The organism is Cyanobium sp. T1G-Tous (genome assembly GCF_024345455.1).
Lineage (GTDB): Bacteria > Cyanobacteriota > Cyanobacteriia > PCC-6307 > Cyanobiaceae > Cyanobium_A.
On sequence record NZ_JAGQBD010000002.1, the window covers coordinates 48,911 to 68,123 of the forward strand.

Annotated in this window: 21 protein-coding genes and 1 tRNA gene; 10 read left to right on the forward strand and 12 right to left on the reverse strand. The window is 54.8% G+C overall.

Features of this window, described 5'->3' with window-relative positions:
* Positions 1-730: 730 nt before the first annotated feature.
* Positions 731-1,066, reverse strand: coding sequence for a hypothetical protein (locus KBY75_RS01770; RefSeq protein WP_255022739.1), 336 nt, complete (start codon positions 1,064-1,066; stop codon positions 731-733).
* 1,267 nt (positions 1,067-2,333) lie between these two features.
* A complete protein-coding gene (locus KBY75_RS01775; protein ID WP_255022740.1) occupies positions 2,334-3,830 on the reverse strand; it encodes a diguanylate cyclase in 1,497 nt (498 codons plus the stop codon).
* 855 nt (positions 3,831-4,685) lie between these two features.
* Between KBY75_RS01775 and KBY75_RS01780 the strand changes: the two genes are divergently transcribed.
* Entirely contained in the window at positions 4,686-5,120 is a 435-nt protein-coding gene (locus KBY75_RS01780; RefSeq protein ID WP_254936101.1) for an Hsp20/alpha crystallin family protein, read from the forward strand.
* Positions 5,121-5,332: 212 nt separating this feature from the next.
* Here KBY75_RS01780 and KBY75_RS01785 read toward each other — a convergent pair whose 3' ends face one another.
* Positions 5,333-5,587, reverse strand: a complete 255-nt coding sequence (locus KBY75_RS01785; protein WP_315859038.1) for a ribbon-helix-helix domain-containing protein — start codon at positions 5,585-5,587, stop codon at positions 5,333-5,335.
* Positions 5,588-6,063: 476 nt separating this feature from the next.
* On the opposite strand from KBY75_RS01785, the gene KBY75_RS01790 reads away from it, so the two are divergent.
* Entirely contained in the window at positions 6,064-6,333 is a 270-nt protein-coding gene (locus KBY75_RS01790) for a ribbon-helix-helix domain-containing protein (RefSeq protein WP_255022741.1), read from the forward strand.
* Positions 6,334-6,357: 24 nt separating this feature from the next.
* Here the strand turns inward: KBY75_RS01790 and KBY75_RS01795 are convergent, their stop codons facing one another.
* Positions 6,358-7,200: a sigma-70 family RNA polymerase sigma factor gene (locus KBY75_RS01795; RefSeq protein WP_254936098.1), complete on the reverse strand. Its 843-nt coding sequence runs from the start codon at positions 7,198-7,200 to the stop codon at positions 6,358-6,360.
* 1,014 nt (positions 7,201-8,214) lie between these two features.
* Between KBY75_RS01795 and KBY75_RS01800 the strand changes: the two genes are divergently transcribed.
* Positions 8,215-8,490 (forward strand): ribbon-helix-helix domain-containing protein, encoded by a 276-nt coding sequence (locus KBY75_RS01800; protein ID WP_254936097.1) that lies wholly within the window; start codon positions 8,215-8,217, stop codon positions 8,488-8,490.
* A 704-nt stretch (positions 8,491-9,194) separates the two neighbouring features.
* Here the strand turns inward: KBY75_RS01800 and KBY75_RS01805 are convergent.
* Positions 9,195-9,266, reverse strand: a tRNA-Lys gene (locus KBY75_RS01805).
* 97 nt (positions 9,267-9,363) lie between these two features.
* On the opposite strand from KBY75_RS01805, the gene KBY75_RS01810 reads away from it, so the two are divergent.
* The 4 genes from KBY75_RS01810 to crtH all read left to right on the forward strand — a co-directional run bounded on the left by KBY75_RS01810 (position 9,364) and on the right by crtH (position 12,998).
* Positions 9,364-9,867 (forward strand): gamma carbonic anhydrase family protein, encoded by a 504-nt coding sequence (locus tag KBY75_RS01810; protein ID WP_255022742.1) that lies wholly within the window; start codon positions 9,364-9,366, stop codon positions 9,865-9,867.
* A 73-nt stretch (positions 9,868-9,940) separates the two neighbouring features.
* Complete coding sequence (locus KBY75_RS01815; protein ID WP_106632785.1) at positions 9,941-10,063, forward strand: photosystem II protein Y; 123 nt, start codon at positions 9,941-9,943, stop codon at positions 10,061-10,063.
* 4 nt (positions 10,064-10,067) lie between these two features.
* Entirely contained in the window at positions 10,068-11,441 is a 1,374-nt protein-coding gene (gene trmFO / locus KBY75_RS01820) for an FADH(2)-oxidizing methylenetetrahydrofolate--tRNA-(uracil(54)-C(5))-methyltransferase TrmFO (protein ID WP_255022743.1), read from the forward strand.
* A gap of 27 nt (positions 11,442-11,468) precedes the next feature.
* Positions 11,469-12,998, forward strand: a complete 1,530-nt coding sequence (crtH, locus tag KBY75_RS01825) for a carotenoid isomerase (protein ID WP_255022744.1) — start codon at positions 11,469-11,471, stop codon at positions 12,996-12,998.
* Here crtH and KBY75_RS01830 read toward each other — a convergent pair.
* Positions 12,973-13,662 carry a MarC family protein gene (locus tag KBY75_RS01830; protein WP_255022745.1) on the reverse strand — a complete coding sequence of 230 codons (690 nt, stop codon included), beginning with the start codon at positions 13,660-13,662 and terminating at the stop codon, positions 12,973-12,975. The genes crtH and KBY75_RS01830 overlap by 26 nt on opposite strands.
* Complete coding sequence (locus tag KBY75_RS01835) at positions 13,662-15,032, reverse strand: glutamate decarboxylase (protein ID WP_255022746.1); 1,371 nt, start codon at positions 15,030-15,032, stop codon at positions 13,662-13,664. The genes KBY75_RS01830 and KBY75_RS01835 overlap by 1 nt, the downstream gene beginning before the upstream one ends.
* A gap of 132 nt (positions 15,033-15,164) precedes the next feature.
* Between KBY75_RS01835 and KBY75_RS01840 the strand changes: the two genes are divergently transcribed.
* Both KBY75_RS01840 and KBY75_RS01845 read left to right on the forward strand, forming a co-directional pair.
* A complete protein-coding gene (locus KBY75_RS01840; protein ID WP_255022747.1) occupies positions 15,165-15,449 on the forward strand; it encodes a hypothetical protein in 285 nt (94 codons plus the stop codon).
* Positions 15,446-15,982, forward strand: coding sequence for a hypothetical protein (locus tag KBY75_RS01845; protein ID WP_255022748.1), 537 nt, complete (start codon positions 15,446-15,448; stop codon positions 15,980-15,982). The genes KBY75_RS01840 and KBY75_RS01845 overlap by 4 nt, the downstream gene beginning before the upstream one ends.
* Here the strand turns inward: KBY75_RS01845 and KBY75_RS01850 are convergent.
* Positions 15,966-16,727, reverse strand: coding sequence for a response regulator transcription factor (locus KBY75_RS01850; protein WP_254936231.1), 762 nt, complete (start codon positions 16,725-16,727; stop codon positions 15,966-15,968). The genes KBY75_RS01845 and KBY75_RS01850 overlap by 17 nt on opposite strands.
* A gap of 177 nt (positions 16,728-16,904) precedes the next feature.
* On the opposite strand from KBY75_RS01850, the gene KBY75_RS01855 reads away from it, so the two are divergent.
* A complete protein-coding gene (locus KBY75_RS01855) occupies positions 16,905-17,171 on the forward strand; it encodes a DUF6761 family protein (protein ID WP_254936090.1) in 267 nt (88 codons plus the stop codon).
* Positions 17,172-17,196: 25 nt separating this feature from the next.
* On the opposite strand, the gene grxD is transcribed toward KBY75_RS01855, so the two are convergent.
* The 4 genes from grxD to KBY75_RS01875 form a co-directional block, all read right to left on the reverse strand.
* Positions 17,197-17,520 (reverse strand): Grx4 family monothiol glutaredoxin, encoded by a 324-nt coding sequence (grxD, locus tag KBY75_RS01860; RefSeq protein ID WP_254936089.1) that lies wholly within the window; start codon positions 17,518-17,520, stop codon positions 17,197-17,199.
* Between the two features lie 4 nt (positions 17,521-17,524).
* Positions 17,525-17,758, reverse strand: a complete 234-nt coding sequence (locus KBY75_RS01865) for a BolA family protein (protein WP_254936088.1) — start codon at positions 17,756-17,758, stop codon at positions 17,525-17,527.
* Positions 17,759-17,795: 37 nt separating this feature from the next.
* A complete protein-coding gene (locus KBY75_RS01870; protein ID WP_254936087.1) occupies positions 17,796-18,293 on the reverse strand; it encodes a hypothetical protein in 498 nt (165 codons plus the stop codon).
* A gap of 71 nt (positions 18,294-18,364) precedes the next feature.
* Positions 18,365-19,057 carry a 1-acyl-sn-glycerol-3-phosphate acyltransferase gene (locus tag KBY75_RS01875; RefSeq protein ID WP_255022749.1) on the reverse strand — a complete coding sequence of 231 codons (693 nt, stop codon included), beginning with the start codon at positions 19,055-19,057 and terminating at the stop codon, positions 18,365-18,367.
* Positions 19,058-19,213: the final 156 nt, after the last annotated feature.

Sequence of the window (19,213 nt, forward strand, 5' to 3'; positions counted from 1 at the left end):
ACTCTGCAGCCGCATACAGCATTAAACTGATATAGCATTACAGGGATTTTTGACATACCTATCTCGCCACAATAACTAGCCAAGCTTCTCCAACAATCAGCCAAGTAGGGCGCAATACATCCCCCCGAAAGTGTCGACAAGGAAATCAAACAAGTTTATACAGACTGCAAAAAAGTTGACGGAATGGGAAACCGGCTTCTCAATAGCTACTAAGGTTGAATTTAGCACTTGAGGGACACTGAGGAAGCCATTTTGTAGCAATCGGTTAAGCCAAGCCGAGGAATAGTGCCATAGTTAAGTTGAACCAAAAGAAGGCAAAAAGAAGGCCATTCACACAAGGTAAAACCTAAAGAAGGACGAGAAGGTTCTTGATGAAAATGCCGCTGATGACACAAGCAGATTCAATAAATGATCGAGATCTGCATTGAGCGCACTGCCAGCCATGACAAACTTAAAAAACTAAATCCAGGCGGTACCTGCGACAATGAGGCTTTATACATTAGCTAAAACGGACCAATACAAGCCACTTGAACTAGAAATGAACCTGAAGCAAACCAAGTAAAATCACAACACAAAAGCCCCTCGGAGAATAAACGAAATCTTACATAACAATGGACTCACAATACACTCTCACCTCGGCAGCGAGTACCCAGGCATAAACATAGCAAAAGAATTGTCTTAAGTATAATTTGGGGTTGATCTACCACAAACAAAGCCTGCTCAACATTTCCTAGCCTAGGACACTAGATGCATCTATTGCCTTAAAGAGGCAGCGAGCAAGATGAGCCAACTGGTTACGCTGAAAAGGGTTTTCAGCAGATTGAATCATTGTATCTACAATAACGAAAGCATCATCAAGAGAATCAGACAGACGCAGCAAAGCAAATTGGCGAGCAGAACCAGAAGAGTGACTTGTTCGAATTGACTGAATGGAGTCATCCAATGACTGCTGATCATCCAAACTCGCAGCGCAGTTATTAGCTGGCTGATCATTTATAAAAAATTGCTTGAAACAGGCAAGCTGCCGAGACTGCTGATGTGTAAGCGCCATGTACAGGTATTGCATTAGAACAACTACATTAAAAGCGAGCTATTAATGATTAGCCAATAATTCAGTAACTTTACAGCCTGATGCCGCTGATAAACATCAGTCTGCAGCATGCTTACAAATAGCTTTTTCTACACCACAATCAATAATCAGATGGCAAGCCATCAAGCAAAACGAAGAGAAACACTGTAGACATGAGCGTCCATAACCAACATCAAGCAGAAACATCTAGCCCTAGTGAGCCAAAGAGCTGAAAAGCGCAGGAATGGATTTATTTAAAAAAGATCTATCCAAAAACTTAGAAACAGACAACAATAGATGGCATGATAAATCAAAATAAAAAAATGCTTCGAGCTAAGAGGAGAGAGAATTAGTGGCCATAACGAATACAAGCCAAAGAAATGGCGATGATTGCTCAACCATTGAGGCGCAAGGAGCAAAAAGAAGATATCTCTGTAGCACTAGCTGAAGTTACACTTTTGATTGATCGAAGACATGAAGCTTGTTTGGCCCTATAGCTGAATTATTTTTACCAGTTTTAATTGCCGCCAAAACACTGCTTTAACTATCTGTGGCTTAGTATCCAGTCATACTGCAACGCTCACCGAGCACTGCTGAACCATGGCTAAGCGCCGAACGCTGATCCGCCACTCCAGTCTGCGTTTGTGTTAAGGCCGAACACGCTCTGGATCGAGTGCCGCGAGATATGAAGCCGCTTGCCTCTCAGCCGACAACTTGCTTTACCCGGTGGTTCAAACGACGCAGGAGCAATTTGGGGTAATAGCGGGCGGGGACCTAAAGCTCATCCAGCATACCTGCCTCTTTGAGAGAGGCAGGCCAGCTAGGCCTCACGGCTTGAGGCCACCACATGCTGAGACCATGGTCGGTAGCAACTCTTGATGCAACAACCTTACACCGATAGCAGTTTTAAAAGAGCACTGCGCGACAGACGACATCCAAGCTGAACAATACCTTGGACTAGCAAAAACTTCCCAATCGCAAAGCAGTGGCTTCTTCCAATCGGTCAAATTTACATTGGCGGCTGGTGAGCCAATTAAGTTAAGCCGGGTCAACGACTCTGGTACTATGAGCACTTCAAGAAAAGGGTTCTAAAGTGCATAGCAACGAAGCATTTTAAGCCAAGGGAAACCCAATATTCATTATTGTCATTTTAATACAGTCAATGCGTCTGCAGCAAGTTCACAGCATATTTCACAGTGACCAGGCAGCAACAGAGAGGGGCATAGAATGACTAATGATGAATTAGACAAAAAGCAAGTTGAGATCAATGGTTAGCGAATGTTGGTGCAGCCATTACACAATTACGACCTGAACGCTTAGCATTATACAATTGTTCATCCACTCGTCTAAACCATTCAAGCGCAGATTCATTCAAATACCGCTGAGCCACTCCAAAGCTTGCAGTAACTTTGCCAGCGCCCGAGAATTGGTCATCAGCTATGCAACGGCGAAGCTTCTCTGCAAGAATACTTGCACCACGGTAATCGCCGCGGGGAAGCAAGACCAAGAACTCTTCGCCACCCCAACGACCAAAGCTATCACCATCTCGCAGACAGGAAGAAATTCGCTGGGCAAATTCCATCAATACCTGATCTCCAACCAAATGACCATGGCAATCATTTATAGACTTAAAGCAATCTATATCGCAAAGCACAAGTGTAAGGATATCGCCATAGCGATCTGAGTTGGCAACAGCCTCACCTATTACAGATTCAAGATGTCGGCGGTTCCATACGCCTGTCAGGCCATCTTTTAGGGCCAAGTCACTAAGATTCTGGATAGAAAGACGAAGTTGCTCTTCATACATCCTACGCTTTGTAATATCATGGCTAACACCCAAAAGGTGCTTAATTCGACCATCTCTGTTTAAGATGGGGATGGCAACGACCTCAGCCCAGGCAGTAGATCCATCCTTACACCAATACTCCAGCTCGCCGCGATAGGTCGCCAAAGAATTACACTTACCATTCAATCTATTAATCTTAGTTAGATAATCTTGTATTCTTTGCAGAGAATCTGGTGGATGAATTTGAGCCAATCCTCTCCGTGTAAACTCAGCCGGGGCAATACCGCATAGCTTTTTAATTGAAGGACTGACAAACTTAATTTTTCCATTTACAAGCATAGTCCATGTTGCTTGAGGAATTTCCTCACCTAGCAGAATGTGCTGCTGCTCTTCAAGCAGAAGCTCGTCTTTCAGTTGCTTCTCCTTGGTGATATCACGAGATATACCCACAAGCTCGCAACATTTACCAAACCTATCAATGGCATAGGCAGCCTTGATATCCATCCACACTGTGCTGCCATCCTTACAGTACTCTTCAATCTGAGTTTCTATCCGGACTGGGCATCCGATGACAGCTAGATTTCTAGCTCGCAAAAGATGTGTTCTTAAGGTCTTTAGCGACTCTGGCGTTAGCTGCCGATCCAGCGGCATATTCATAAGTTCTTTAGGGCTCCACCCACGAATAGCACGTACAGAAGGGCTAATATAAGTAAACCTTCCTTCGAAATCCATTGTCCAAATAACATCTAGCACATGCTGTGCTAGATATTGATGGCGTAAATATATTAATCGCTGGAAGCTAGAATCCCTGAGAATTATCTTGGCACAATCACCATTATTGGATACTGGTGTGGTCGCTTCAACTTTGCAAGTAGCAGAAGTCGCAGGACGATCTGCTACAGGACTTCTTCCTTCTTCTAGCGCACCCATGCCCCCTAATGAGTGATCCCAAGCCCTTCTTACTCGGATGGCCATGGTTCATAGTTTTTGGGTGTGAGGCAGGTGCCAGTATCTATTGTCTAGTCGCTACCCAAGAAGAGTCTGCTTCCGCATAGTAATCACTGCAGATCTGCCGCAAAATGATGCCGAACGAGAAATTAATGAATAAGGCAATTAGCTCACGACAGAGATAGCAGAGATTCCCCTCAAGTACATCTGGGCCAAATAATGAGAAAATACGCCATAGTGAGCCAATCCAGCTGCGAACAGGAGGAGTCCTAAATCGGCGATGATATAAGGGAATAAATAGACAAGGGCTGAAAGTGGCACATGAATATCATTGCCAGGAAGAAATTAATTGATAGCCCCAGTGCATACCATGTATCCTGGAAATTTAGATTTAGCCAGTCCCAACATAGTACACAGCCACGATGACTGTCCGAATCACTTGAAAGCTTAAATTCTTGAATCAACTGACTCGGTCAACGCCAATACAGATAAAATATGGAGCAAATTGAAAACCTTTTACATGTTATGTTTGGCGAAGATCATAGGTTTTCCTATTCGCAGCCAATAGAGATAATTCCATAGTAATGAGCGGCCGCAAAGATCAAGCGTCCTTCAGCTACTCGCATAAACAAGGGTCTTGATTCACCATCTACTGAAAGATAGGCACCACGCGGGGGATGCAATAAATGGTTTTGGGATGATTCACTGAACAGCATTGACATCGATGGTGAAAAATTATGACTCTGCAAAACTAGGTTCTATCCATAGCCTAGCCCCTACGAAGCAGCTCTACTGCACATACACCGCAGATAAGGCTATTTTCGACGGAACAGCCTAATTATTGCTTACTCTTTAGGAGTCAATCATATACGAGGTCTCAAAATGAGCCTGATCAAATGGGAACCTTTGAACGAGTTGGAAGCCATGGTAGACAAGGCATTTAACTGGCCTGTACTACGTAATGCCTCCCCATTAACGCTTGGGGAATGGGCTCCAAAAGTTGATATAAGTGAAAGCGACGGAACTTATCGCTTCCAAGCTGATGTGCCTGGAATGAAGAAAGATGATATCTCAGTCGCACTTGTTGGTGATACATTGGTGATCCAGGGCCAGCGACAACATGAACAGGAGGAAAACAAACCGCATTTCCACCGTTTGGAACGAAGCTATGGGGGATTCAGCCGTAGATTCTCCCTACCAGACGATGCAGACCTTAATTCTGTTCATGCAAAATGCGCAGATGGCGAATTGATTATCAGCATCGCCAAAAAAGATGGTGCCCTCAGCCCAAACGCCACCCAAATCCAGATCGAATAACACAAAGACACAGCTCTAAATCGGTCTAGGCAGGATTTTTCTTGTCTTATTTTTACTCCCGGAACATCAAGATGTTTCGGGAGCTTGCATTGTATTATAAAGGCATGAATGCTTACCGATGATACTCTTCTATTGATCAACACCAGCTTGGTAGGCCTTGGTGCATCATTCTCCATACTGAGGCAAGCCTGCTAACAATGAGTGCCTCAGATTCAGAGCTGCTTGAACGTAGGCGTAAACTCTGTCTTTGTCATTTCCGAGCTTCTTCGATTTTGACTTCTCCTGTCAACCTTATCGACCTTTTCGGCCGTGATTGACTGAAGCAAAAGAATATTTTCTAGCAAATATGCCGCCAGATTGGATACGGAGCGTCCCTCGAGGGCGCTGGTCTCAGCTAATTTATTATAGACATTTTCAGGCACCGTAATAGAAATATGCCGTGGCTTGCGAAATGCGATCTTATCCACATCGAAAAAAAATGCTTGGGGTATAATATTAAAGCGGTACTTAGCGCAAAGCCATATTTCATTTAAATCGACAAATCTTAGCTTCTCTTAATGGCTTGCTGACCTTACTGGCGCGGAATGGTAGTTGGACCCCACCCTCTGCCCTTAACCTGCTCTATACGGTACTGGAGAGAACTGGCTTTGGAAGGAATCGCAACTGAGGGCGAGCTGAATTTCGCTCGCTGTTCTCCAAGCCTGAGCAAAAAGGGTCTCACTTTGGCCCATTACTGCACTGTCTTTTGCTGTGACGATTACAGCAAAGTGCTGCACTAAACATCATGGTGAAGCATATGTAAATCAACATGTATCTCGTTGGCATCACGTGTGGCCCATATAGTGCGTTCTCTCCCATGAATGCGCCTATATGATTCTATTGGCGACCCAGGGTGTACCTGAGTTGGCCATTAAAACCACGTTTCAATCAAAGGCAAAGTACAATGAATGATCAGATTCGGATTCTTCAGCGACAGCCACGTAGAATATCAATTACCCTGAGTTACCATGTCCACGAAGCTTTAATAAGAAGGTCAGACGAGGAAGGGCGTTCAGTTTCCAACCTTTGTGCCTTCCTGCTTGAGGATTCATTGAAGGATCAAAGAGAATTTGCGGGCATCCTCAGCAAAGACCATGTAGTTGATGGTCTATCACTCAACAAGCTGATGTTTGACGGAGAAACCGCTCCTAATCGTTTTCATCGGCGATCGTAACACCCAATTCTATACTGCCAAGCATCACTTCGGGTTTACAGCTGGTTCGATTACTGCTCTTAGTTTCTTAAGAGCACGCCGTTCCACTCCCTGTATGCGATGCTTGGTCTTCCCCATCGATTTTGAGATATCAAGAAGAGAGATTCGCTTTTCACCAAAAAAACGGTGCATCAAAACCTCTAATTCTTCATGTGAAAGCTGGATAAGATATTGGTGTATCCATTGATAGTCGTCGTTAATCTCATTTTCGTTGGGCCCAGGGATCAGATCTTTTAGGCTCAGCTCTCCGGTCTCGCCTCCACTGAAACATTGATCTAATGAAACCATCTTATTATAGAAGTTTAGCAGCCTGACTCTTGCAACTATTTTATCTTGCAGGGTGTCCGGCTTTACCAGTCCTTCAGCATCTTGGCAGCAGCTTTTTATTTCTTTTTGGCGTGTTGCTTTTGATGCCTGCATCGTCAAAGAATGTGGAACACGAATTGCATGGCCATGGTCTTGCATAAACCTACTTACGGCTTGTTTTATCCACCAATAGCCATAAGTTGAAAATCGATATCCCCTGGCTGGATCATATTTTTCTACAGCTCTTATGAGCCCGAGGTTTCCCGCCTGAATAAGATCCATCATATCGGTTGCATTGCCCTGAATGCGACGCTTATATTGCTTTACAATGCTGACGACTAGTCTTAGATTTCCATTCACCATGCGCTCGAATGCTCGACGTCCACCTTGCTGTTTTGCTCTTGGCAAGTTGTTATCATCTCGCCATTGTCTAATCATTCTGCCTAGCTCCAACTCTTCTTCCTCCCTCAGCAGCGGAATACGACCTATGGCTTTGAGGTAATCACCGAGACAATCCGACATAAGGTTCAGCGAGTCAACTTAGGTAATGCTCCACCATGCGCCCCCGCTCCAGGTCCAAAACAGCATATTTGATGATCTAATACTGCATGCTGCAGCATTAGATCACCCTGTTGCCTGGAAGATTATTTATAAGTGTCTATCAACTCCCTAGTCTATCCCTATTGATGGCGCATCTCTAAGGAAGCATGACTTTGATGAACCCGTATTCTCAGTGACCGGGCTCTGTTAAGCGTTGCTCCGCAAGCACCATTCAACTAATACATTAAACTGCCTTAAGATGCGAAGAATGCCTAGGCCGCGGCGATCGCATTAGTTAATTCCAATAGCGGTAGACAAGCCACTAGCAACATGAACTCGGAATCTTATTTTTTGCCAAAAATTACACACATTGTGCGGCAGATCCAGATTGAATCCGGGTCAGTAGCTCGGAGCTAGGCACACATTGGGATACTGCTCATTTGTATTCATCTTATCAACGGCTTGGTTTCACCTAAGCCAACTCCGCGCTCAGGCTAAATATCTAACGGTACTAGGAGGATTTGAAGACTAGCAAATACATGCCTCGATGATCATATTATGATTCGCTCCAAGTAGCAGCAAAATTTCACTTAGGCGCCTCAGGTTAGGTCAGGGCAGCAAGCCTCCACCTTCGCAGCAGGCGTGCATTGAGCAGCACGCTCCTCTAGCGCTGGTTCCCTTGCCGGCTCGCACTGAGTAGGCGTCGCATCACGCTCGGAAGGCATTGAGCAACTTGGTGCGTAATTCCAGCCGCTGCAACCAGCCAGATTTCGAGGCATGATGTCCTACCAGAACGACTCGACAAAGCTGGCCGCCACGGCCAGCCGGGAGGAGGAACTCAAAGGAGCTTCTAGCCCAGGAGCAGGTCTTAACATAACTAAACGCGATATTGCACAAAAGCGCAATTTCGCGCGATATTTAGAGTGAAGCGCAGGAAGCGATTTCACTGCACCCTGAGCTGGCCCAGAAGACCATAAACCTTATCGAGTTGAAACGATGACATTTCAAACCCGTAATTCTGGACCCTGGGACCAAGACAGTGGCACGCGACCTGCCTTCCGCAAACCCAGGCGCATCTCAGTAACAGTCCCCGATCAAACCTATCGCCAGATTCTGGAATGCAGCAATCGGCAAGGTCGTTCGGTCTCCAATTTGGCAGCCTTTCTGCTGGAAATGGCAATCGCCTCAGAACAAAAGGATTGCGGAAGCTCGAGAAGAGCAATACAGTCACAATCTTCACTTTTACCAGCCAGGCCATCAAGGTCGACATAGGCTCTTGTCCCCCCATTGCCTCCTACTTGCATTAGGCGGCTGAACCCTCCCTGGCTCTTTAATCCAGAGAACATCAATTAATCCGGAAAACGTCTTACAGCGATTGGTCGCATAGCCATCCTAGTACCCCACAGAAGAGCAGTTCAATACACGGCGATCGCCTGGGGTTGAACTGCTGTTTGCAGGCAACCAGACTAAAATCACTGCGCGGTAGTTGCATTGATTACCAACATTCCGCCAGGCTAGCTAGCTTCAAATACGCCTAAAACCCCTGTCTTTAATAAATTAAAACGACGAAGTAGCTGCATTTAGCAATCCCCATCGCTTGCCGGAATGACAATCAGCATAAGTCGGGCTCGGCTCAAATAGGAGATTGGTGGCCCAGCAAAGCTAGAAGAATTCAGGCAATGAATCACGTCGCCGCCGAACCATAATTTTGTGGCTTCTACCAGCGCCATAGCCAATGCAGCAGATCAGCCCATTGAGCATTCAGTTGCACCCTGGGTCGCTTATTACAACTGCAATGATCTAATTCGAACCAACGGTTCCAATAACAGCGGACTCAACGATAATTGTCTTTCGTGAAAACTAGGATTCGGTTACCACGAGGCCACTAAAGTTAATTGGCTGATGGCCAAGCGTCTTACTTCCGTTGCTAATTAAAGACGTTGTTTCTGGCCCTGGATCCAAGGCCCTGACAAGAATGGGTCGCCTGAGATTCGAACTCAGGACCAATCGGTTAAAAGCCGAGTGCTCTACCGCTGAGCTAGCGACCCGCGCCCTTGGGCACTTAGGAAACGTATCACCCAGGGGCGACCTCCTCCAAGGGGGCCCAGGCAACCGTGAGAATGGCCTAACAACTGGCCCCAGCGGATGAGCGTCTTTCCCTGGCCCAAACCCCAGATCCACGCCGAGGCCTGGGTGGCCGAAACGGCCGTTGTAATCGGCGATGTGCAGCTAGCGGCAGGAGTCAGTCTTTGGCCCACTGCCGTCGCCCGTGGCGACGTCTGTTCGATCGTGGTGGGTGAGGGCAGCAACGTGCAAGACGGAGCAGTGCTGCATGGCGACCCCGATCAGCCTGTAACCATCGGCGCCGATGTGACCATCGGCCATCGGGCTGTGGTGCATGGCGCCACCCTGAAAGACGGCTGCCTGATCGGCATCGGCGCCATCGTGCTCAATGGCGTCACCGTGGGAGAGGAGGCCCTGGTGGCCGCCGGATCGGTGGTGACTCGCGACGTACCAGCTGGAGTCCTGGTCATGGGAGCCCCGGCCCAGGTGAAGCGAGAGCTCACGGCTGAGGCCCGGGCCGAGCAGCGCCAGCACGCCCGCCGCTACCGCCAGCTCGCTGATGCGCATGCCCAGGCGAACGGATGACGACAGATCCGGGGCTGGACAGGCGAATCCTGAGGTTCAGTCCGTAAGATCATCAGATCTTGTTTGGCTTCCCATGGACGGTCGGCTGATTTTGGTGGTTGCTCCGATCCTGCTCGCCGCGAGCTGGGCCGTCTTCCATATCGGTCGTGCCGCCGTAGGACAGCTGCAACTGCTGCTCAAGCGCGCCCGCGCCTGAGCATTTGAGCTCTGAGCTGCTCGTTATCGGTGCTGGCCTGGCGGGTACGGAAGCCGCCTGGCAGATCGCTCAAGCTGGCCTGGCGGTGCGCTTGGTTGAAATGCGGCCAGTGCGCCGCAGCCCAGCCCACCACAGCTCTGAATTTGGTGAGCTTGTCTGCAGCAACAGCTTCGGCGCCCTAAGTAGCGATCGGGCCGCAGGCCTGCTTCAAGAGGAATTGCGGCGCTTGGGTTCGATGGTGATTCGCACCGCCGATGCCCACGCCGTGCCTGCAGGCGGCGCCCTGGCCGTTGATCGGGGCCGCTACAGCGCCGCCCTCACCGCCGCCCTCGAGCAGCACCCATTGGTGACGGTGGAGCGGCGGGAGCACACCGAGCTGCCCGGCCCTGGTGAAATCGCCGTGCTGGCCACCGGCCCACTTACTAGCGAGCCCCTGGCGGAGCAGCTGCGGGAATTCACGGGCCGGGCGGACTGCCACTTCTTCGATGCGGCCAGCCCGATCGTGGAGGGCGAGAGCATCGACCTGAGCGTGGCCTTTCGCGCTTCCCGCTACGACAAGGGCGATGCCGACTACATCAACTGCCCCATGGACCGGGAGCAATTTCTGGCTTTTCGGCAGGAGCTTCTAAGCGCCGAGCAGGCCGAGCTGAAGGACTTTGAAAAGGAGAGTGCTCACTTCTTCGAGGGCTGTCTCCCCATCGAGGAGCTGGCCCGCCGCGGCGAAGACACGATGCGCTACGGCCCGCTCAAGCCAATTGGGCTCTGGGATCCACGCTGGGGCGACCTCAATGATCGCGATGTGCGCCGCGCCAAGCGGGCCTACGCGGTGGTGCAGCTGCGCCAGGAAGACAAGGACGGCCGCCTCTGGAACCTGGTGGGCTTCCAGACCAACCTGAAATGGGGCGAGCAGAAACGGGTGCTGCGGCTGATCCCAGGCCTGGAGAACGCCGAGTTTGTGCGCTTCGGCGTGATGCACCGCAACACCTTCCTGGAATCGCCCCAGCTGCTCGATGCCACCCTGCAGTTCCGCAGCCGCCCCACCCTGCTGGCCGCGGGCCAGATCACGGGCACTGAGGGCTACGCAGCCGCTGTAGCTGGCGGCTGGCTGGCTGGCACCAACGCCGCCAGGCTGGCCCTGGGCCTGGAACCTCTGAGCCTGCCAAAAACCACGATGCTGGGCGCCCTTAGTCACTTCATCGCCGAAGCGCCCAGCAAGAAGTTCCAGCCCATGCCGCCCAACTTCGGCTTACTGCCCGAGCTAGCCGAACGCGTCCGCGAGAAACGGGCCCGCTACGGCGCCTACCGCGACCGGGCCCTAGCGGATCTTGAGCCTTTCACTCGGCCCCTACAACTGCACGACGCCAGCGCCGCTGCCTAGGGTCGCAACAGCTTCTCCAGCCCAACGGTGACCAGCAACCCTGCCCCCATCTGGGATGTGATCGTGATCGGTGCCGGCGTTGGTGGCCTGGTCACCGCTTCCCAGCTGGCCGCCAAGGGCGCAAAAGTGCTGGTGTTGGAGCGCTACTTAATTCCGGGGGGCTCAGGCGGCAGCTTCAAGCGTGACGGCTACACATTTGACGTGGGCGCCTCGATGATCTTTGGCTTCGGGGAGAAGGGCCACACCAACCTGCTCACCCGGGCCCTGGCCGATGTGGGCCAGCACTGCGACACCATCCCCGATCCAGCCCAGCTCGAATATCACCTACCCGGTGGGCTGAATGTGTCTGTGGACAGAGATTACGAGCACTTCCTCAGCGATCTCAGTGCCCTGTTTCCCCACGAGTCGAAGGGCATCCGCGCCTTCTACGACACCTGCTGGCAGGTGTTCCGCTGCCTCGACGCGATGCCGCTGCTGTCGCTCGAGGATCCGGCCTATCTGGCCAAGGTGTTCTTCAAAGCCCCCCTGGCCTGCCTAGGCCTGGCCCGCTGGCTGCCGGTGAATGTGGGCGACGTGGCGCGGCAGCACATCAGCGATCCGGCCCTGCTCAAGTTCATCGACATGGAGTGTTTCTGCTGGAGCGTGATGCCCGCCGACCTCACGCCGATGATCAATGCCGGCATGGTGTTCTCCGATCGTCATGCCGGCGGCATCAATTACCCCAAAGGGGGCGTTGGTGTTATCGCGGCAAAGTTGGTGACGGGATTGGAGAGCCATGGCGGCGCGATTCGCTACAAGGCGCGTGTGACCAAGGTGCTGCTGGAGAACAACACTGCGGTGGGGGTGAAACTTGCCAGTGGTGAAGAGTTGCGGGCCCGCCGCGTGGTGAGCAACGCCACCCGCTGGGACACCTTTGGCGCTCTCGTGGATGCAGCCCACACCCCCAAGGCCGAAACCACCTGGCGGCGCCGCTACAAGCCCTCCCCCTCCTTTCTCTCCCTGCACCTAGGCATCGATGCCCAGATCGTGCCCAATGGTTACCACTGCCACCACCTGCTGCTGGAGCGCTGGGAGGAGATGGAGGCAGAGCAGGGGGTGGTGTTCGTATCGATGCCGACCCTGCTGGATCCGGAGCTGGCCCCGGCAGGGCGCCACATCGTGCATGCCTTCACCCCCAGCTCCATGGAGCACTGGCAGGGGCTGACGCCAGCGGCCTACCAGGCCAAAAAACAGGCGGATGCTGACCGGCTGATCGGCCGGCTCGAGGCGATCCTGCCCGGCCTAAAGGGGGCTATCCGTCACCGCGAAGTCGGCACGCCGCGCAGCCACCGGCGCTTCCTGGGCCGCATGGGCGGCAGCTACGGCCCAATCCCCGCCCTGCGCCTGCCGGGGCTGCTACCGATGCCCTTCAACCGCACCGGCCTCCCCGGCTTGTATGCGGTAGGGGATTCCTGTTTCCCGGGCCAGGGCCTCAATGCGGTGGCATTCAGTGGCTTTGCCTGCGCCCACCGCATCGGCGCCGACCTGGGGCTCAACCCATGGGCGCTGCCAGATTGAGCTGGCGGTAAACCGTGCTGAGGCCCCGCAGGATGAATTCCACACCGATTGCCAGGGTGAACATGCCCATCACCTTGGTAAACACACTCAGCCCCACATCACCTACGAGCCGGACGATGCGCGCACTGAAGCTGAAGACCACAAAGTTCACCACCACCAGAGCCCCAATCGCCGCAACCAAGGCCGGCATCGTTCCCGAACTCTGCGCCTGATAGGAAAACAAAATCACGGCGGAAAAGGTGCCTGCACCCACCGTGAGCGGCAGGGCAATCGGCACCACGGCGAAGCCGTAAATGTGGGCATCGTTGCCTAGATGGGCTGGCTCGGTGCCGGCAGCAACCGCTTTGATTTCGACGTCATCGGGCTGGCGAGATTTCATCATGTCCAACCCCAAACCACCAAGCAGCAGCCCGCCGGCAATCTGAAAGGAGCTGATCGAGATACCGAAGAAGCCGAGAATCGCCGGCCCCAGCAGCAGAAACAGCAGCAACATCGCCAAGCAGGCGCCACTGCTGATCAAGATGATGCGCCGCACCTTTGCCCTTGGCAGGCCACGGCTATGGGCCAGAAAGGCGCCCAAAGCCGACACGTTGTTGCCAATAGCCAGCAAACCAAGCAGGTAGTGCTGAACCGTGCCTTGTGCAATAACCAAACCCGGCTCCATCAATGGTGAAAGGCCTGCTCAGCTTCATCCGGTGCCAATAGGGGCCCCGGCAGCCGCTCGAACCAATCGACGGCCCGGCGGATGTCCTCCAGCAGTTGATCTGCCATATCGCGACTGAAACCTGCCCGCACCACAAAGCGCAAAACGGCAAGCGAGGCACAATCGGCGGGCATGGTGTAAGCAGGCACAAGCCAGCCCCGCTCGCGCAACTTGTCAGATAGCTGGAACACCGTCCAGTTGGTTACCGCTGGATCCAACTTCAAGGCAAAAACAGGCAGCTGGCCGCGGGGATGGCTCACCAGCTGCAGGGGGGCCAGCTCAGCTAGGCCATCAGCTAGCTCGCAGGCGATCGCTTCAAGCCTGCTCATGCGCAGGGCATATCCGGCCCGACCCAGATGCAGAAAATTGAAATACTGCGCCACCACCTGGGCCCCGGGACGGGAGAAATTCATACCGATCGTGGGCATCTGGCCGCCCAAGTAGTTGACGTTGAAGCGCAACTCCTCAGGCAGGGCCCCCTGCTCGCGCCACAACACCCAGCCCACCCCTGGCAACACCCCCCCATACTTATGGCCGCTGGCATTGATGGACTTCACCCGGGGCAGCCGGAAATCCCAAACCAGCTCCGGTGAATTAAACGGCGCCACAAAACCTCCCGAAGCCGCATCCACGTGCATCGGAATATCGAGACCAGTGCGTTCCTGCAGCCCATCGAGGCAGCGGTGAATTTCACCGATGGGCTCGTAACTGCCATCAAAGGTGCTGCCCAGAATCCCCACCACACCGATGGTGTTCTGATCGCAATGGGCAACTGCCTCCTCGCCAGTGAGATGGAGCCGCTCGGGGGTGATCGGCACCAGCCGGGGTTCCACATCGAAGTAGGCACAAAACTTGTCCCAGCAGATCTGGGTGTTGGTGCCCATCACCAAATTGGGGCGCCGATCATCGAGACCAGCGGCACGCCGCTTTTGGCGCCAGTGCCACTTGAGCACCATGCCCCCCAACATGCAGGCTTCGCTTGATCCAGTGGTGGAGGTGCCAATCGCCTGATCGGGAGATTCGGCATTCCAGAGATCAGCCAGAATATGTAGACAGCGCTCCTCCAGCTCTGCCGTTTGAGGATATTCATCCTTATCGATCATATTTTTTTCGGCGCACTCCTGCATAAGCTGCAGCGCCTCTGGCTCCATCCAGGTGCCCACAAAGGTCGCCATATTCAGGCGGGCATTGCCATCTAGCATCAGATGATCGTGCACCAACTGATAAGCCAGATCCGCTTCCAGCCCTTCCTCACCAAGCCGGTCGCGGGGAATCTGGGCCGGCAGATTGCGCAACTGCAGGCGATGGCCCAGCCGCGACTCCAAGTTCAACTGAGGGGAACGATTGCGGCGGTTAACCAAATCAAATCAAAACCAATGCGCCTAAACCTAGGTCTGGCGCCCAACGACGACACACCCTTCCTCCATAGGCTGGGCCCATAACGTCAGCGATTCAGCATCTCCATGGCCGGCTCCCCTACCCCCAGCTCCGCCGAGCTGGCCACTTACCTCGAGCAACGCGGCGAGCTCAGTAAGCCCTGGATGCTGCAGCTACTGCGGCTCACCAAGCTCAAGGAGGCCAAAGACAGCATGGACCCGGATGCCTACATGGCCAGCCTGCAGGAGGCCCACGCCGATCTGATGCGACTTGGCGAATTCTGGAAAGGCCGCGAGCAGGAAGTTTTCAGCGGTCGCTACCAGCCAGCAACCCTGATCGAACCCCTCCCCGGCTCTCCCGAAGATCGATGACCGGCGCCTTGGCCGTAAGCAGCGTCCGCTACCCAATGGCGGCCCTGATTCGCTTCACCCTGATCGCTCTCTACTTGGCAATGGTGGCGCCCCTGCCCCTACTGGCACCAGCAGAGCTCAAATTGCTGCTGTGGCTGGCCCTACCCCTGGGGCTGGGCTTGGTGGTGGCAGCCACCAGTGAAGCCGTTGAGCTAAACGCCGATGGCATTCGGGTTGGCCATCCCAGCTGGTGTGCCTGGCTGCTGCGCCGCGGTTGGAGCCTGCCTTGGAAATCCATCAGCGGGCTCACACCAGTAGCCACAAGCCAGGGGGGCCGGGTCTTTTACGTGAGGGGAGAAGACGGATCGGCCTACCTGCTGCCCCAACGGGTTGCAGCCTTCGAGCAGTTTCTGGGCCGCTTCAGCCAGGAAACGGGCATCAACACCAGCTCAATCGGCCGGATCAGCCCACCTTGGACCTACCAACTATTAGCCGGCCTGAGTGCCGCCATGTTGCTTGGAGAGTTGGTTTGGGCTCTTAAACCAGTGAGTTGAGCTGCTGACGCACCGGCTCTTCTTCGGCAGAAGCTTCGGGCAGGGTTTCCAGACTGAAGCGATAACCCTGCTGGCGCATCGTTTCGATGCCGCCGCCTTCACCCAAGCCAGCCTGCTCTAACTTGCGGCGCAGGGTGAGCACTTGGGTGTCAACCGAGCGGGGACCACCGCTGAAGGGAGGCCAGGCCATTCGCAGTAGCTCCTGGCGACTGCGCACAACCCCAGGTGGCATCAGCAGGGCACAAAGCAGGGCAAATTCCCGTGGACTCAGCTCGACTGGCTGGTCGCGCAGGGTTACCTGGCGGAGCAATACGTGAACTTCAAGCGGACCAACGCACACCCGCTCCTGCAGACCGGTGCCGCCGCGGCGCAACAGGGTGCGGCAGCGTGCGGCGAGTTCTTCCAAGCCAAAAGGTTTGCGCAGCACATCATCTGCGCCCGCATCAAGCAGGCTCACCACCGGCTCGGAACCGGTGCGGGCCGTGAGCACCATCACGGAGCAGCGCAGCTGGGCCGCCAGGCGCAGGGCGGAACTCTCATCGAGTAGCTCTGCGCTGATCAGCAGGTCGGGAGATTGGTCTTGGCACACCTCCAGAGCTTCACGAGCCGTAGCAACCGCCGCCGCAAGATGGCCGTCCTGCCGCAGGCGCTGGGCCAGCACCGTGCGCAGGGTCGCGTGGGGATCAACCACCAAAACCCGCTGGGGCTGGCTTCCGGCCTGATTGGCGGCCCCAGAGGCCGGCAGTGGCGGGTTAGAGGAGTTGATGGAGTCCACAACTGTGTTGAATTCACCTTAACGGCAGCCGCCAGGGGATCCGCGTATCAGTCGCTGCGTTTGTGTGGACTCCACCAACTATGCGGAGACCACCCAATCGCGGCTTCTGGCTCCAAGGGGCAAAATGGATAAAGGTCTCCCGACCCCATGACTTCGCTTCAACACCCAGACGCCATCCGCCACTTCCAGTCGCTGTGCGATGCCTGCCAGGAACTGGCCCATCGCTTCCACAGCCCTGCGGAATTGCGGCTCTACGCCGATGGCTACATCCACGCCCTGCGCCGCACTGCGGTTCTCGATCCGATCTCCCAGCGGCGACTAGAGGAGCTCACCGACCGCTGGATTCGCGATCCTTCCAGCTTTGTGGGTCCCGATGGTGACCCGCGCAGCCTTTACGAAAGCGAGCGCTACTGACTCACTGAGGAGCTAGCTGCCCCTTTCAGCTAGCCAGAGCCACTTCCAGCTTCTCGCGCAACTCACCGGAGTTGTACATCTCGATCAGGATGTCGGAGCCACCGATGAATTCCCCTTTCACATAAACCTGGGGAATCGTGGGCCAGTCGGAAAATGACTTGATGCCATTACGGATCTCGGCATCCGAGAGCACGTCAAAGGTTTCAAATGGCACCCCAACCGAGTGCAGTATCTGCACCACGTTGTTGGAGAAACCGCACTGGGGCATGAGCTTATTGCCCTTCATAAAAACGAAAACCGGGCTGCTGGCCAGGAGTTCTTCGATGCGTTGGCGGGTGGTGGCGTCCATGGACTCAGGCGGGAGTGGATGTTTGCAGGGCTAGGGCGTGAATCGCCTCACTGGCCAATTCCTGGCGTAGGGCGCCGTACACGAGCTGGTGCTGCCTGACCCTGGTCAGGCCGTCGAACGCTGCGGAAATCACCGTGACCTGCAGGTGGTCGCCACCGCCGGTGAGGTCTTCAACCTCCACCTGGGCATCGGGCATGGCCAAGGTGATTGCGGCCTTCACCTGGTCTGGATGCACCATCGAAGCGACGAGGCAGCGAACGGGGGAAATCTAGTGGTCAGCTGCCAGGGGTTGCCGCGGCCCCTGCTGTGTAGGGAGTGGCGGCGAAGCCAATCTCGACCAGGCTCTGGAAAGCCTTGCGGCCCTCTGGGCTGGCCGGGGTCATCACCTTGACCACCTCGACCAGCAGGGGCACCGCCACCTCAGGCTGGTTTTGGCGACGGAACAGGGCCGCCAAGCGCAGGTTCGCCTGGGCCATGGTTTCCAAAGCTTCCCGCCCCTTCTGATCCATTTCGCGGGGGATGCGGGCATCGAGTCCGCGGAAGGAGCCGCTCAGGTCGCGATAAAAGCCGAGCAGGCGGCGACAGGCATCTCGGGCCTGGTCGTAGAGCTTGCGGGCTTCGGCCAGATTGCCCTTGGCAACTGCGGCGTCACCGCGCACCAGCAGGGCGCGCACCGCCTCAAGATTGAACGGACTGCCGGTGGACTCCAGGGCCTTTTGGGGCTCCTGCTGAGCCTGCACCTGGGCCGGAGCCAGGGGAGCAGCGAGGGCCATCAAGGCCAAAGCAGAGCCGCAAATCAAGCGGGATGGCCTACGCACAACCAGCAAACGAATAGGAATCAACTTTAGGGGGCCAGGCCCAGGGCTTCCTGGGCCTGGCCTTCAACCACGGCCATGGCTGCGGCGAGGTGGGCGGTGAAAGCGCTAGCAGCTTGCCTTCCCTGGCCCTCCAAGCTGAGAGGTGGGCCGAAACAGAGCACGGCCCCATCCCCACGGCGGGGGGGGCGATGGCCGTAGGCGATGCCCACCGGCACCACCGGCACCGTCACGCCCTGACCAGCGGCCAACATGGCCAAGCGGGCGAGGCCCTGGTGCAGCCGTAGGGGAATCTCCTCGCGCACGATGCGCCCCTCCGGGAAAACCACTAGCTGCTCGCCGGCAGCCAGTAGGTCAACGGCGTAGCGCAAGCTGGCCAGTGAGGGGCGCCCCTGACTCACGGGGAAGCAGCCCAACCGGTGCAAAAACCAGCCCTGCAGCCCGCGCATCTCATCAACCGTGACCATGAAGCGGCAATCCCTGCCGGTGACGCGGCGGCCTGCGGCGTGGGGCAACAGCAGGGCATCCCAGCGGGCCCGGTGGGTCGGAGCTAGGAGCAGGGGCCCGCTAAGAGGCAGATTTTCGCTACCGAGCACCTGGACGCTGCGGAAAAAGAAGCGCAGGCAAATGTCCTGGCTAGCCACCATGGCAAGCGGTGCCAGCCAGGGGCTGATGCCATTGCAGAGCCCCTGTTCCCTGGAAGAGGGGGCCTGGGTGGACAACGCCGATGGGCCGGATTGAACCGCCAACAACCCGTTAATTGCGAGCAACCTCAAAACTAGGGGCTAGCCAATGGAGCTCGGCGCGAGCGCGGGCAGTTGGACTGGCGTCCCGAGCCGGCGCAGGTTGCAGTATCCATAGGATTTGGGCGAGTTCAC